Here is a 14,489-nt window from a genome sequence, read left to right on the forward strand (position 1 = left end):
ATTCGTTGGCCGTCCGATAAAACTCTTGTCGAATTATAAGACCCGAATTATAATATCCGCTTCTCGACTATCGTCTCCTGATGAACGTCAGTATTGTCGGAAGCGGATACGTTGGGACGACGGTCGCGGCGTGTCTTGCGGACCTTGGACACGAAGTCGTAACGATAGATATAGACGAGGATATTGTCGACGCGGTAAACGACGGCGAGTCGCCGATACACGAACCCGGACTCGACGAACTCGTCGCTGAACATGGCGGCGGTCGCCTTCGGGCAAGTACCGACTACGCCGAGATTCTCGATACTGACCTGACGATGCTAGCGCTCCCGACGCCCTCGAACGACGACGGGAGTATCGACCTCCAGTTCATGGAAGCCGGTGCGGCATCCATCGGCGAGGCGCTGGCTGGCGCTGAGAACGCGGCAGCGGACCCACACCTTGTCGTCACGAAGTCGACTGTCGTTCCGAACACGACCGAAGACCGCCTCGCTCTCCGTATCGCCGACGCCGGTCTCGAACGCGGCACGGACTTCCTCGTCGCCTCCAATCCCGAGTTCCAGCGTGAGGGGACCGCTGTCGCGGACTTCCTGAACCCCGACAAACTCGTCTTTGGGACGGACGACGACCGCGCGACCGACCTCCTCCATGACCTCTATGCACCGCTACGTGAGGCCGCTGACGACGACGTCCCGGTCGTCGAAACCGGTATCGCCGAGGCCGAGATGATAAAGTACGCCAACAACACGTTTTTGGCGACGAAAGTCAGCCTCATCAACGATATCGGGAATATCTGCAAGGAGTTCGGCGTCGACGCCTACGAGGTAGCCGACGCTATCGGACTCGACGATCGGATCGGCCAGCAATTTCTCCGGAGCGGCGTCGGCTGGGGCGGCAGTTGCTTCCCGAAAGACACCGACGCCATCATCGCCGCGGCGCGGGAGCGGGGCTACGACCCCACAGTCCTCTCTGCGGCCGTTGAGCTGAACGACGGTCAGCCAGAGCGCCTCCTTTCCCTCCTCGATGACCATGTCGACGTGTCTGGGAAACGCGCCGCCGTGCTCGGACTGGCGTTCAAGCCCGGGACGGACGATATCCGGAACACGCGGGCGGCACCGGTCATCGAGGGACTGAAAACGCGGGGTGCCGATGTCGTCGCCTACGACCCCGTGGCGACCGAGAACATGCGCGAGCGCTATCCCGACATCGAGTACGCCGACTCCCCGGCGGCCGCCCTCGACGGCGCGTCCGGCGCTGTCGTCGTCACCGACTGGGACGAGTTCGCGGCGCTCGACGCCGAGTTCGACGAGATGGCCGACCCCGTCGTCGTCGACGGCCGCCGCACCATCAAGCGCCGGGACGGCATCACCTACGAAGGGTTGACCTGGTAGCCAACTCAGTCACGTCGTACTCGCCTGTCGAGGACGGCGACCGCACCGGCCGCGAGAAGCGCTATGACGAGTACGGTCGGATCCGAAGACACGTACAGGCCCGGTGTCGGCGGCCGCCAGTTCGTGAACGGATACAGCCAGGCGCTGGCCCGACCGTCGGCGTACACCCGCAGCCCATCGAGCAGGAGCGAGGTGAGACCGCCGAACGTCACGAGGCCGAACACCCGTCCCCAGTACCGTCGCTCGAACGCAACAGTGATAAGACCGGCCAGTAGCAGAACTCCGCCGAGTGTCGAGAGGGGCATGTAGGTGAACGGCACGCCGAGAAGTGCTCCGACTGTCTCTTCGTTCACCACGATTCTGACTTTCACTACATCCGGAATCGCCGCACCACCCATCCCAACCACGACCCAGCGCCGGTCGAGCCAGTCAACGCGCCAACTCATGACCGTGAGAAGGATGTACGGAGCGAGCAGGTGTGTCAGCAGGTCAGCCATTGCGGCCCTCCAGCGTCCACGTGTCTCGATTGATGCGCCAGTACCGGAAGAACAGCAGCAGGAATCCGAGCGCGCCGATAGCCGAGGCGCCGTACTTGTAGAGTTCGGCCCACCGGCTGCTGTTGACGACTTCGACGCGCTCGGCCGCTATCGTTTGCTCTGGTCCGAGCGTCCCGTACACTTGGACGACGCCGCCTGATTCGACGGCTGTGTTCGTCTCAGTGACTCTGAGTGTGATTGCCGTCCCGTCGCCCTCGACTTTTATATACAGCTCGCCGTCGCCGGTCTCTGTCACTGTTCCAAACACCATGAGTTGCTGTCCGACGTACGACTCGTACCCGGTCGAAAGGTCCGCAGCATCTGGATACGGTGACCGTTCGTCCTCTGTTATCTCCGCGTGGACGAACAGTCCTCCGAGTGTCACACACAGCACAAGCACGATCCCGACACGAACCCAGACGCGCACACCATCTGTTCTTTCGGTGGGGACAATGGTCGTTTCGCTCCAGACCCACAGCGTGCCTGTCTCCAAGATCACTCGACAGTGACATTGCCGCCGCTGTACACCATTTCTTCGGTGACTTCGACGGACGTTTTATTCCCGCTATCGGTAGTCACGGCGTACGTCCCGGGGTTTGCGACGGTAACAGTGAAGTCACCATTCCGGTTGGCCGTCGTCTGGCGCTCGTAGTCGACTTCTCTGTCCGAAACAGTGATCGTCGTTACGACCGAGACGGTCGAATTCGGGGCCGCAGTCCCCCGTATCTCTCCACCCGGAACAACCGCGAACGCCTTGTGGCTCCCGTCTTCGCTCGCGAAGAGCGGCCGGTAACGGGCCAGTCCGTCCACATTTCCGTTACGGCTTCCGAAGTGCTGGTGTAGCCGAGCGTACATCGTGGCCGGTTCCTCGATGTCGGTCGCCGTCGTTACGATATACCCGACTCGGTTGGAGATCCGACTGTGTGCCGCATCAGGGTCCGTTGCTGCGACGAATGGCCCGTACCTTTGGCGGGCGTAACTGAAGCTCCGTGACTCGCCACTAACGAAGTAGTTGTACACGCGGTTCTGTCCCCAGCGGCTGAGGACGTAGTTTTCGGGGTATTCGAGTCCCCGCTCGGCGGCGTCGGCTTCGATTGCAGTCGCCGCGTCGTACGTCCCGTCCTCGACGAGTACCTGACTCGTCTTCACGGGGACCTGCACTATCCCGAGGGACCCGAACAACAGGAACAGCACGAACAGCGACGCAACCGCGCGGGTGTCCGGAACAAGTACGTCTCGCAGGTCCCGATCCCCGGTCGCTAGGACCGGTCGGGCGAGCTCAACCCACGAGGCGACCCAGATGAACGCGAGGCCAGCGAACAGCGCGAGAAACGTGGCCAGTTCGCCGACGAAACGGACCTGAATCATGGCGAGGCCGAACAGCACCCAGACGTAGCTACTGGCGACGAGCCAGCCGCTCTGGTCGCTCCGCGCGAGGTCGAGTCCCCACACCATTGCCGGAAGCGCCAGGAACAACGTCAGACCGAGCAGGAACAGGAAGCCGAAGGCGTCCGTGCTGAACAGGCCGTACGTCTCGGCGATTGCGTCGGATCGAAACAACAAGTCGAGCCGGCTATTGAACGTGTCCCACTGTTCGGTGAAGCCAAAGCGGAAGACGAGGAGGCCAACGACGCCAAGTCCGAGATCGACCACAGCCAGTTGTCCGACAGTACCACCGAAGCGCCGGGCTACCTCTGCTGTCGCAATGACGACGACAGTACCCAGCGTCAGTAGTGCTGGCGCGCTAGTGACGAGCGCAGTTTGCCAGCCGGTGACAGTATGAACACTCCAGGCGAGTGTCGCACCGAAGCTAACGCCTGCAAGGACCGGCGCGTTGCTGACCAGTGCCGACCGGTCGTTCGAGACATCCAGCAGTGTCTGTCCCAGCACCACCAGACTGACCGGCAGGACAAGCAACGGCCCGGCCTCCCACGCGAGCACCTGGCCGGCAGTCCCGACACCGATGCCGACCGCGGCAATCCACGGCTGTGGTCGACGAAGCGACGTTCGATTCGTGGCCGTCGTTAGCGCGATGACGAGTGCAAGGGCGGAGAGTCCCAGCCAAGGATAATCGAAGGCGTGGTGATCCGCGAAACCCAGGCTGGTCCGGAAGGCGTGGCCCGGCATAAACGCGAGGAACAGAACCGCTGCGAGGCCGACACGCCGGTCGCTGGACACCCGAACTGCGAGCAGATAGAGCAGGACGCTCGTGACGAGTGCCGACACGACTGGATACCAGGCGAGAACGTGGCCGATAACTTCCTTGCTCCCGCCAAAGAGGCTGGAAACCAACCAGAGTGTCGCGATCATAAGCGGCTCTCCCTTGGTCACTGCGTCCGGAAGCACGGAGAGCGCCCCGAAATCAGCCGCGCTGCCGGCGTTCGCCGCGACCTGTTCGACGTGGTATCTGTAATAATAGGGGTCGTTGCTCGAGAGAACGATATCGCCGTCACGATATACTGACCCGATGATGTAGGTTCGGGCGACGAGCACGACCGATAGGGCGGCGACGAGCAATCCGGTTGCTCGCGCGTCGAAATCAAAACGCAGTGCGTCACCGAGCGCCAGCCCGTGTCCGCTGTCGCTACCGGCCTCAGGCTCGCCGTTGAGCGCGGCCCGTACAGCGTCTGGATCGGCGACTCGATACTGCTCACCGTCTTTCTCGACGATGCCCGCGGAGACGAGTTCGCCGAACTGCCCCGAATCGATAGGGATGTCATCGAACGTCCAGCCGTCCTGTTCGTCGTCGACGGCCAGAACCGCTTCTGTCGCATCTCGTAGCTCGGGCCGGTCATCGAGTACCGCTCCCGCCCCGGGCGTGTCGCTCATGTCTCTTCTCTTTCCGGTCTGGCGAATAAATCCATCGGGACTCGATGTCTACGTGGTCGCCGATTCCAGTGCCGCCCGAATCGCTGACTCTACGTCGTGTTCCGGGGTCCAGCCCAGCACGTCAGCCGTACGGTCAGTGTCGACCGGGAATGAATCGACGAGCGTCTCGTCGTCGCCCCGCGGGTTCTCGACCAGTTCCACGTCGGTATCGATGTCAGCGACTGAGGCGGCGATGTCGCTGACGAGTTCGGCGACGGCACGGACGCCCGGGTCCTCGTCACTCGCGATCTCATATTTCTCGACGCCGGTCTCATCGCGGTCCAGTTGCTCTAGCAGTCGTTCGCAGCTGTCGACGTAGGCACGGGCCACGTCCTTGACGTGGACGAAGTTCCGGGACTGTGTGCCCGGTTCGTAGACCGTCAGCGTCTCGCCGGCGAGCGCGCGGTTCACGAAGAAGTTGATGACGGTCCCCTTCGAGACGGTCTGGCCGTCTATCTCGTGGCTCCCGTATAGGTTCGATATCATGAACTGGTGGGCCGGGAACGCGCCGGCGGCGTACGTCTCGATAGCACGCTCGTTGAGCAGTTTCGTCTGGCCGTACCAGTTCAGCGGGTCCCGTGGGTGATCGACCGTAATAGGGAACTCCTGTGGGTCGCCGATGACCGCCATCGAGAATGGGAAAATTAGCGCTGCGCCTGTCTTGCGACAGAACCAAGCAACGTTGTCGGTTCCCTGAACGTTGACCTCGTAGGCCAGATCCTGCTTTGCTTCGCAGTCGTCGACGCCGGAAATCGCGGCGAGGTGCATCACGACGTCGGCCCCGTCTAGCGCCGCCTCCAGACGGTCCCGGTTCCGGATGTCGACGTGTTCAATATCGACACCGCCGACGGTTTGCACGGTCCCGAGATAGAAGTTGTCGATAGCGGTGATTTTCCAGTCGGGGTGGGCCTGCTGTAGTTCGTGGATGACGCGGCTGCCGATGTAGCCCGCTCCGCCGGTGACGGCGATGTTGGGCGTCTCGCTGGTAGGTTCTGTTTCAGACATTGGTGGTGAATTTCTCCGCGAGGTCGCGGACGCCCTCGCGGAGCGTCCACGATGGTTCGAAGCCCGTCCGACCCAGTCGGTCGAAGTTGACGTGATAGGACGGCCCGGGGTGCTCGTCTTCGAGATATGTGACGTCGACCGGCGCGACCTCGTCGGCGACGATATCGGCGATTTCGGCTATCCGGTAGTTCCCGGCCGCCGAGCCGACGTTGTAGACGGGTTTATCCCAGGACTCGGGCTCGCATGCGGCCGCCGCGTAGGCGCGGGCGGCGTCCCGGACGTGGATGAACGGCCGCCAGTTCGAGCCGTCGCCGTAGACGGTGAGCGGGCGACCGGTGAGCGCGCGGAACACGAAGTAGTTCACGACGAGGTTGAACCGGATGCCCGGCGAGTGGCCGAAGTTCGTGGCCATCCGCAGGGCGGTGCCGGTCATGTCGAACTCCTCGCAGTACTCCCGGAGCAGCGTCTCGGACTCCAGTTTCGTCTCCGCGTATGGGTTGATGGGGTCAGGGTCAACCGTCTCGTCGATGTCGGTGCTGGTCGCGCGGCCGTAGACGTTACACGAGGAGGCGAAGACGACGTGATCAACGCCGAGCTTGCCCGCCGCGGTCAGGACGTTCTCGGTGCCGTCGTAGTTGATGGCGAACGTCTCATCACGGCGTTCGTGGGTGCTCGACGCGCCGGTGATGGCCGCGAGGTGGATGACGCGGTCCACGCCGCGCATGACGCTCTCCACGTCGCCGTACTCGCGGACGTCGCCCCGCCGAAATTCGAGGCCGTCCCCGAGCGTCCCCAGCAACGCGCGCGGCGACCCTGAGGAAAGGTCGTCGAAGACCACGACGCTGTCGACACGGTCGTCGTCGCGCAACAGCGGGAGCAGCGCGCTACCGATGTAGCCACAGGCTCCGGTGACCAGCACGTCCATCGTCAGTCCTCGCTGAGAACGCCCGGCAGGAACCGGTCCTCGTGGGCCTCGATGGTGTCGGCGTAGCGGGTCAGCGTCTCGAAGATGTCGGCGACGCCGTCCTCGAAGGACTGTGACTGGCCGCCGATGAGGTCGGCATAGCGGTCGTTCTCGATTTCCATCTTGTGGGTCTCGTCCTCGTCGCGGGGGTTCTCGAAGTGCTCGACGGCGACGTCGAGGTCGAACTCGCTGCCCACGTCCGCGATGGTCTCGGCGATTTCGACGATACTAATCGCGCGCGTGACCTGATTATAGACGGTCAGCCCGTCCGGTCGGTCGTCGGGGTCGGCCAGCGCGACTTCCGCCAGCCCCTCGACGGCGTCCTCCAGCGAGATGAACGGCTTGCGCTGCTCGCCCTTGCCGTAGACGGTGACCGGGTAGCCCGCAACCGCCTGCGCACAGAAGCGGTGCGTGACGGTCCCGAAGTAGTAATCGAAGTCGAAGCGAGTCTTGAGCCGGTCGTCCGCGCGGGTCTCCTCGGTCTCAGTCCCGTAGACGATGGCCGTGCGAACGTCCGAGATCGGGATGTCGAACTGCGTGTGGGCAAGCCGCATGTTCTGTGCGTCGAAGCCCTTCGTCGCGTGGTACCAGCTCCCGCCCATGTTGGGGAAGGGCACGTCGTCGCGCTCGTCCTGGTTCTCCATCGTCGCGCCGCCCTCGGGGATGGGGAACTCCGGCGCGCCGTAGACGCCGGTCGTCGTCGTCTCGACGAAGTGGGTGTCCGTGAGGTCGTGCTCGTCGAGGCCCCACAGGAGGTTCCGCGTCGCCTGAAGGTTGTTGTGCTGGGTGTAGTTCGCCCGTTCGCCGTTGATCTGGGAGTACGGCGCGGAGGGCTGGGCGGCGGTGTGGACGACGACCTCGGGTTCGTGGACCGCCAAGAGTTCGTCGACAAAGGACTTCTCGGCGAGGTCGCCCTCGACGAAGGAGAGGTTCGTCAGGCCGTGGACCTCGCGGGCCGCGTCGAGGCGCTCATCGATGCTGGCCACCGGTGTCGCGCTCGTCGCGCCCACGTCTTCGACCCACTCTCTTCGGGCGAAGTTGTCGACAAGCAGCACTCTGTCGTCCGTCCGGTCTGCGATTCGCAGCGCGGCCGGCCACCCGACGTAGCCGTCGCCGCCAGTGATGAGGATGGTCATGGTTACTCAGATAGTGAGTAACTGCGGCGCGTAATCAATCTTCTGTTCGGTTGCCTGCTAGTCTTGTACAGCCTGCCCGCTCATCAGACACGCATTCGTCCTCAAAACAGCAATTCCTCCTCTACTGGCCGACGTCGAACCGTTCGAAGTACTCTGTGACGTACTGGTTCGCGTCCGCCGGTGGTTCCGTGACGACGCGATAGGCGTCATGCTGGTCGTCAAGTGCTATCTCTGCTCCGTCCTCGGGTACGACTCGATACACAACCGGTATCGTGTGCCGGGAGGCGACGCCATCGACGGACGACGCGTCCCAGAAGTGTTCGCTGACGCCGAGCCGTTCCGTCGCAACCGATGTGAGACCGAGTTCCTCTTCGGCGATGCGCACCGCCGCGTCGTCCAGTCGCTCTCCTTTGTAGAGGCGACTCCCCGGCCAGAACCACTCGCCTTTGGCTGGTTCGTTCTGTCGCCGTGTGAGTAAGATACCCTCCTCGTACTCAACGACGAGGTCGACACAGGGCTGGGGCATGTTGTCGAGACAGGTGGCGAACGTCTCCGTCGGAATGCGTTCGTCGTGCCGGTCCATACTTCGCCCTTGCGGGCTACCGGTGAAACCGCTCCGCTTCTCGCTGTTTCGCAACCGTTAAAACCGACCCTGTCCTCTTTCCGATTGCTATCGCACGGGCCGGTGGGGTAGCCTGGTATCCTTCGGCCTTCGGGTGGCCGTAACCGCGATTCGAATTCGCGCCGGCCCACTTTTTCAACTACGGTACTGAGAAGCAAAGAGGTCACCACACTCGTATCAGCTGTCGACCCGGCCCCGCGTGGCCTCGTACGCCTGTCCGCGGAACTGGAACCGTCGACTGTTGGAATCGTATCCGAGAACGTCGTCCACAGCCCGCTCGTCAGTCTCGACAACGACCCGGGATACATCGTCTGTTAGGAACGGGAGTGCGTTGCGAAGCCCGCCGTCCGACGTGGCGAACCGATCGCTCGCCATCACCTGTTCGGCGAGAACCCGCTCGCCCGCGCTGTCGGTGCGAGTCAGCGAGAACGTCGCGTCGGCAGGACGCGCCCTATCGCCGTGATGGTCAGTCGTCACGGTGACAGTGTCGCCGTCGCGCGCCGTCGACACGCTGTCGGTTGGCGTCACGGTAGCGCGGTCGCCGACCAATTCGAACAGCGCACCGCTGTTGGCAGTCGCGTGGCCGTAGCCGGCGACGACGGCGTACTCGCCGCCGCCGAGGTAAGCCTGCGTGAGGCCGTCACAGTGGCAGTCGCCGGTGCTGCATCCGACTGCCTGGCCGTTGAACGCCCGGAGTCCCCACTGTTCTTGGCGGCCCGGTGACAGGAGGCGACAGTCCGTGGTGTGGACTGTTGGTGCGATGTGGAACCATTCGGCATCGACGAGTTTGTAGAGGTTCCAGTGGCCACATTGCAGTCGTTCGTGGCTGTTATTGACCATCTCGAAACCGACCTGTGCATCAAGTTCCGCCCGCTCAGTACTGGGCCGAACGAAGGCCGGGGTCGTCTTATCTGCGTTGTGGAACCACTGGATACCGTCGTCGTCGGGAAACGACGGGAGCGAGCGGCCAGTGAACCTGGACTCTGTTTCCGGGCCGGGTCTTTGCGTATCCCAGACGGAGAGCGAGAGTGGGCCGTCCCGGCCGCGGAACTCGTAGGTCCCGGTCGGCCGCTCGAACTGACCCGGCTCGCCGACAAGGGCGTACTCCAGTTGGACCCAGTCTCCAGGGGCCAGTCGGTGGGTGTCAGGCATCCACGGCCCGACGTCGTTGACGCGCCAGTATCCCTCGTCTGTTCGGCCGAGTGAGGGCACTTCGTCGGCGAGGTCGTTGTTATCCGTGGGCGCGAAATGGAGGCGGGCTTCGTGGCTGTAGCTGCCGGGCTGGCGGCTGAGTGTCTGTCCGACGCCCGGGATCCACTCAATCCTGAACGTGTTCTCGAACTCGTTGCCGTTCTGGAGCCAGCCGCGAATCGTGGCCGGATGGTCGTCGGTCGCCGTCTGGTCGAACCAGAGTCCGACTCGCGCCCCGTCGTCGGTGTGGAGTCCCGGCGAACTGAGGGCGTAGGTTCGCGGCCCGGTTTCCAGTTCGATGACAGTCGTCGGGTCGTCCGGTCGCGGCGGGTCGCCGGCGTCTGTCGGCGTCGCTGTCCCGCTGTCGTTCGCATCGGTCGCTGACTGCGTCGGGCGCGGGGCGGGCGTTACGTCACCAGTCTCGTCTGAGTCAAGAGTGCCGAACGAACAGCCGGTGAGTCCGGCCAGCGCTCCCGGGACCGACGCGAGGAGGGCACGTCTGCGCACAGGTAGCGATTCGCCGCTCCTGATAAACCCTTTCTGGACGCTTAGACAGCGTTTGTAGCGTTTCCGGTATCTGGATCCGTCGATACTCGCCCGCCGCATCGATGGCGAGGACTGTGACACTTCTCACTGACGTTACCTACAGTGCCCTCTGTGTGACCGCCAGACGGTGCGGCTTCGAAACACGTCGGACAGCGGTTGACCATGCTCGTGAGACGCTGTATCTCGCGGTACGGGTGGCAACACTGGACACAGACGTTCGCCTGCCTGTCGCCGGTCCAGCATGGGTGCCAGTCATTGCGACCGCTACGCGCTGGCTAGCTAAACGATTCCCACACCTCTCGACCTGTGACTGTCACCCTTCGGCGAACATCTCGACGACGCGGTCCAGGTCGGGCGACAGTTCCTGCATCACGTCTGTCGTCGTGAGGATACCGACGCCGTCGGTCTGTCCGTCGATCACGAGTCGCTTGATGCTATGCTCGACCATCGTATCGATTGCCTCCTCTAGCGGGGCACCAGCTTCGATGGTTTTCACGGGCGTTGTCATCAGGTCACCGACCGGCGTCGTATCCGGGTCGATGCCATCGCGGAGGCCGGTAATGATGTCCGTTTTCGTGAGTATGCCCTGCCCGTATTCGGTTTCGACGACGACAGAACCGACCGCCTCCGACGCAAGGAGTTTCGAAACGTCTCGGACGGAAAGCTCGCGGTCGACGGTTTTTACTGGCTTTGTCATCACCTGCTCGACAGATGTGTCAAGTGAATTCATACCATTAGTTAGCAAACGCACATCATAAGTCATTTGACTCCCGCAATCGGTGCCGAACTGGCCTTACCAGTCAAAGTCCTCGTGAATTGCCAGTCCTTCCTATTGACATATTGGCCCCACGACCTCGGTGACGCCGGAAAGAATTTACCCAGAGCGAACCGACACCTCGTGGCCGCTGAAACGGTTCATCTCCTCACTGCTGACGCTGTACACGACTTTGCCGAGGCCGGCGTACCGGAGTCCGCCGGCGCACATCGGGCACGGCTCGTGTACAGCACTCTCTTCGCGGGCTCGTCTGAGTCACACTCGCGCATTGCTCGGTGCGCCAGTTGGAGTTCCGGATGGCGTCGCACATCCGATTCAGTGCGGACGCGGTTCGACGCCTCCATGACGATCTCGTCGTCACGAACGAGCACAGACCCGAACGGCCGGTCGCTGCGGTCGACAGCGGCCCGAGCCCGCTCGAACGCGCGTTGCATATGCGCTTCGTGGTCGAACTCGTCGAACGCTGAAACGGGCATAACGGCGTTTCGACCCGCAGTGGAAAATCGGCACGGCAGGGTGACCTCAACAGTGGACACACGCGGTCTCTGACCCCTCGTCGACACGAATGGGTGCAGCCGGCTTCGCGGTCGATGCACGTAAGTCTCTGACCGGCTTCGGACCCGTATGCGCCAGTTCGTCATCATCGGCCACGACGCCCCGACGACGCCGGAGTTCTCGCTCGACGACTTGGCCGGCGCTGCCGGCCGGCTCGACGTGCTCTGTCGGTGTGTCACCAGCGCGTTCTTCCTGAGCCACGCCATCCGCGAAGACGTTCGAGTTCACCTGATCCTGGCGGATGAGTACACTGTCACGTTCGACGGGAGCGACCTCCGCCGGCTGAACCCCGACGAACGGTCCACGGCAGCGCTGATGCGCAAGGCCCTCGAAGAGCGCGCGGAAGCAATCGGTCACATCCCGGTCGAAACCTCGCCCGGCGTGTCGCTCACACGCCGGGGGTTCGAGGGGACACTCGACGACGTGGCACGCCGCGGAACCGTCGTCCAGCTGCACGAAGACGGCGACCCGGTCGTCGACGTTGCACCGCCGTCGAACCCGGTGTTCGTCCTCTCGGACCACCACGACTTCCGGGATGAGGAAGCGGCGCTGTTGGCCGACCGGGCCGACGAGCGCGTCTCACTCGGGCCACAGGCCCTCCATGCCGACCACTCGATTACGGTCGCGCACAACTACTTGGACACGGCGGGGTTTGAGCAGTACTGACTGGACACCGGGAGACCGCCAGAAGGGTTTTTATCCGCGGTTCGCTGAATGGCGTATGGAATTCTTGGGTTCGGAGACAGCGACGGGTCGCGCTGTCCGACGACGTATCGAAGCGGTGAGGGACCGATGACCGACCGGGAACATCTGTCCCGTCGTGCGGTTCTGCAGACCGTCGCCGGGACCGGTGTCGCGTCGGTCGCCGGCTGTTCGGCGCTCGAAAGCGAAAGTGACGACGCGGCCTCGACAGTCGAGGGCGACCGTGCCGCGGAGCTCGCCCAGCGGTTCGCGCCGACGCTATACTTCGACCGGGCGGAGCCGTGGTTCCCGACGGACCCGCGGCCCTACACCAGCGAACAGGACGGGGAGACCGTCGTCAACGGGTTCGACGCCTTCGACGGGTACCATGAGCGGATGACCGACGGCGAGCCGCCGGCCCCGACGGTGTTCTACCACGTCGTTGAGTACGAGCAGTCGCCGCTTGCCGTCGTCCAGTTCTGGTTCTACTCGGCGTTCGACCAGTTCACGACGAACTTCCACTGGCACGACTGGGAGGTCCTGCACGTGTTCGTCGACACGGAGACGGACGACCCGCAGCTGTACGTCGCCAGCTCCCACTCCCGGAAGGTGCCCAACAACGAGTTCCTGGACCCGGACCCGGAGATGGTGCCGCGCATCCTCTCGGAGCTGGGATCACACTCCAGCGCGCTGTCGGTCAACGACGCCCGCGACCGGTTCACCCGGCTGCCGGAGGGCGACCGGTTCGCGGACATCACGAACAGCGCCGTCGAGACCATCGAAGACCTCGCGGAGATTCCGGTCGCCTACGGGCTCCCGCGGGACGAGGGCTCGCGGCTCCCCTACCTCGTGCCGGAGTACGAGGGCGCGCCGCTGTACGAACACGAGCGGCTGCCGTCGGTCAGCCGCGAGGACCTCGTTCCCGAGCGGCTGACCCTCCGCTCGTTCGACAGCCTCTCGGCACCGCCGACGGACCTGCCGACGCGGGAGACCGGCCTCGTCTTCCAGCACACCGACCGCGGCGAGGCCGACCCGGACATCGAGTACGACCTCGTATCGAGCAGCGAACTGGAGCACATCGCCGATTTCACCGGGCCGCAGTTGAGCTTCGAGTTCGCCGTGCCCCAGTTCGCCGAGGACGCCGTCGCGGGCCACATCACGACGACCGGCGCGCCCTGGGACCAGCCCCGGTACGACAACCCCGCCGCGGACATCTCCGAGCCGAACCACCGGGCGGCGCTGGCCGAGCGCTACGACGCCATCGGCGCGCCGGCGGAGATACGCACCGTCGTCGCCAGCCTCTCGGAAGCTGTCTCGAACGACGACGCGCCCGAGAACGAGGGGCTTACGACCGAGGACACCGCCGTTGAGTCCGTCGCCCTACTGGAGAGCGACCCCGAGGCCGTCCCGACCTTCGCGGGCCTGGCCGTGGTGCAGGACGTGCCCGCGGGCGAACATCGGTTCACCGTCAACGGGGCCGGTGTCGCGCCACACAGCGAGTCGGTGTCAGTTCCGGAAACCGGCGACGCAGAGGGGCCGACGCGGGCCGGCGTCGACGGCGAGGTGCCGCTCGTCGCCCGCGAGAACGCCACCCGTCTCGAAGTCGACCCGTCGGGAGCCGACAGCGACCTCACGGACCTCGCCGTCGAGGACGACTTCGCCGGTCGGCTGTACGACGCCCCGCTGTCGGAACCCGACGCCGTCTACGTCCACGGCGGTGGCGCGTACACGACGGAGGTCCGGGACCGTGACGACGAGATCGGTGCGTTCCGGGTGAACCCCGACCCCGCCGCGGACGTTGCCGCCCGAATCGAACAGCCCCGGACTGGCAAAGCCTCGTTAGCGTCGTTCCTTGTCGACATCGCAGCGGAGACGCGCCAAGCGGTCCTCGACGAGATGGACGATGACGACAACAACGACGACAGCCCCGGGAACGGCGGTGGCTCCGAAAACGCTATCCAGGGCCTCGAACGGGCGCTCGCCGCTGTCGTCGAGGCTGCTCGGCGGGCGACGGAACGCGCCGAAGCGGGTGACCGCGGGAACGCTGACAAGCAACTCCAGACCGTTGCCGACCGGCTCCAGCGCGTCGCGGCCAGAATCGAGGACGCCAGCGACGACCTCTCGGACCCGCTGTCGAACGCGGCCCGGCGACGCCTCGAACAGGCCGACCGTCGGGCTGGGCAGGCACAGGCTGCCGACAAACTGTAAGCATCCGTCCCGTT

The 14,489-nt window shown here is 64.1% G+C and carries 12 protein-coding genes, 1 tRNA gene and 1 pseudogene; 4 read left to right on the plus strand and 10 right to left on the minus strand.

Annotated elements, in window-relative coordinates; genetic code table 11:
• The first annotated feature begins 80 nt into the window (after window positions 1-80).
• Entirely contained in the window at window positions 81-1,388 is a 1,308-nt protein-coding gene (gene aglM, locus DVK01_RS08345) for a UDP-glucose 6-dehydrogenase AglM (protein ID WP_121536326.1), read from the plus strand.
• 5 nt (window positions 1,389-1,393) lie between these two features.
• On the opposite strand, the gene DVK01_RS08350 is transcribed toward aglM, so the two are convergent.
• The 7 genes from DVK01_RS08350 to DVK01_RS08380 all read right to left on the minus strand — a co-directional run bounded on the left by DVK01_RS08350 (window position 1,394) and on the right by DVK01_RS08380 (window position 8,480).
• The gene (locus DVK01_RS08350; RefSeq protein WP_121536327.1) at window positions 1,394-1,885 is read right to left on the minus strand and encodes a hypothetical protein; all 492 of its coding nucleotides are present in this window, start codon (window positions 1,883-1,885) and stop codon (window positions 1,394-1,396) included.
• Complete coding sequence (locus DVK01_RS08355) at window positions 1,878-2,351, minus strand: hypothetical protein (protein ID WP_121536833.1); 474 nt, start codon at window positions 2,349-2,351, stop codon at window positions 1,878-1,880. The genes DVK01_RS08350 and DVK01_RS08355 overlap by 8 nt, the downstream gene beginning before the upstream one ends.
• Window positions 2,352-2,419: 68 nt before the next feature.
• Window positions 2,420-4,753 (minus strand): STT3 domain-containing protein, encoded by a 2,334-nt coding sequence (locus tag DVK01_RS08360; RefSeq protein WP_121536328.1) that lies wholly within the window; start codon window positions 4,751-4,753, stop codon window positions 2,420-2,422.
• A 48-nt stretch (window positions 4,754-4,801) separates the two neighbouring features.
• Window positions 4,802-5,797 (minus strand): NAD(P)-dependent oxidoreductase, encoded by a 996-nt coding sequence (locus DVK01_RS08365; protein ID WP_101349211.1) that lies wholly within the window; start codon window positions 5,795-5,797, stop codon window positions 4,802-4,804.
• Window positions 5,790-6,722 carry an NAD(P)-dependent oxidoreductase gene (locus DVK01_RS08370; RefSeq protein ID WP_101349212.1) on the minus strand — a complete coding sequence of 311 codons (933 nt, stop codon included), beginning with the start codon at window positions 6,720-6,722 and terminating at the stop codon, window positions 5,790-5,792. The genes DVK01_RS08365 and DVK01_RS08370 overlap by 8 nt, the downstream gene beginning before the upstream one ends.
• Before the next feature lie 2 nt (window positions 6,723-6,724).
• On the minus strand, window positions 6,725-7,897 hold the full coding sequence (locus tag DVK01_RS08375; protein ID WP_101349213.1) for an NAD-dependent epimerase/dehydratase family protein: 1,173 nt from the start codon (window positions 7,895-7,897) through the stop codon (window positions 6,725-6,727).
• A 121-nt stretch (window positions 7,898-8,018) separates the two neighbouring features.
• Complete coding sequence (locus DVK01_RS08380) at window positions 8,019-8,480, minus strand: GDP-mannose mannosyl hydrolase (protein ID WP_101349214.1); 462 nt, start codon at window positions 8,478-8,480, stop codon at window positions 8,019-8,021.
• 96 nt (window positions 8,481-8,576) lie between these two features.
• Here DVK01_RS08380 and DVK01_RS08385 point away from each other — a divergent pair.
• A tRNA-Pro gene (locus tag DVK01_RS08385) sits at window positions 8,577-8,649 on the plus strand.
• Window positions 8,650-8,696: 47 nt separating this feature from the next.
• Here the strand turns inward: DVK01_RS08385 and DVK01_RS08390 are convergent.
• The 3 genes and pseudogenes from DVK01_RS08390 to DVK01_RS22930 all read right to left on the minus strand — a co-directional run bounded on the left by DVK01_RS08390 (window position 8,697) and on the right by DVK01_RS22930 (window position 11,507).
• Window positions 8,697-10,217 carry a hypothetical protein gene (locus tag DVK01_RS08390; protein WP_121536330.1) on the minus strand — a complete coding sequence of 507 codons (1,521 nt, stop codon included), beginning with the start codon at window positions 10,215-10,217 and terminating at the stop codon, window positions 8,697-8,699.
• Between the two features lie 352 nt (window positions 10,218-10,569).
• Complete coding sequence (locus DVK01_RS08395) at window positions 10,570-10,986, minus strand: cyclic nucleotide-binding/CBS domain-containing protein (RefSeq protein ID WP_121511228.1); 417 nt, start codon at window positions 10,984-10,986, stop codon at window positions 10,570-10,572.
• A 99-nt stretch (window positions 10,987-11,085) separates the two neighbouring features.
• Window positions 11,086-11,507: pseudogene (locus DVK01_RS22930) on the minus strand (nucleoside deaminase).
• 148 nt (window positions 11,508-11,655) lie between these two features.
• Between DVK01_RS22930 and trmY the strand changes: the two are divergent.
• Together trmY and DVK01_RS08410 are read left to right on the plus strand one after the other, a co-directional pair.
• Complete coding sequence (gene trmY, locus DVK01_RS08405; protein WP_101349229.1) at window positions 11,656-12,252, plus strand: tRNA (pseudouridine(54)-N(1))-methyltransferase TrmY; 597 nt, start codon at window positions 11,656-11,658, stop codon at window positions 12,250-12,252.
• 126 nt (window positions 12,253-12,378) lie between these two features.
• The gene (locus DVK01_RS08410) at window positions 12,379-14,475 is read left to right on the plus strand and encodes a hypothetical protein (RefSeq protein WP_199722326.1); all 2,097 of its coding nucleotides are present in this window, start codon (window positions 12,379-12,381) and stop codon (window positions 14,473-14,475) included.
• Window positions 14,476-14,489 lie beyond the last annotated feature (14 nt).

It is taken from the genome of Haloarcula sp. Atlit-120R (assembly GCF_003665885.1).
GTDB classification, from domain to species: Archaea; Halobacteriota; Halobacteria; order Halobacteriales; family Haloarculaceae; genus Haloarcula; species Haloarcula taiwanensis.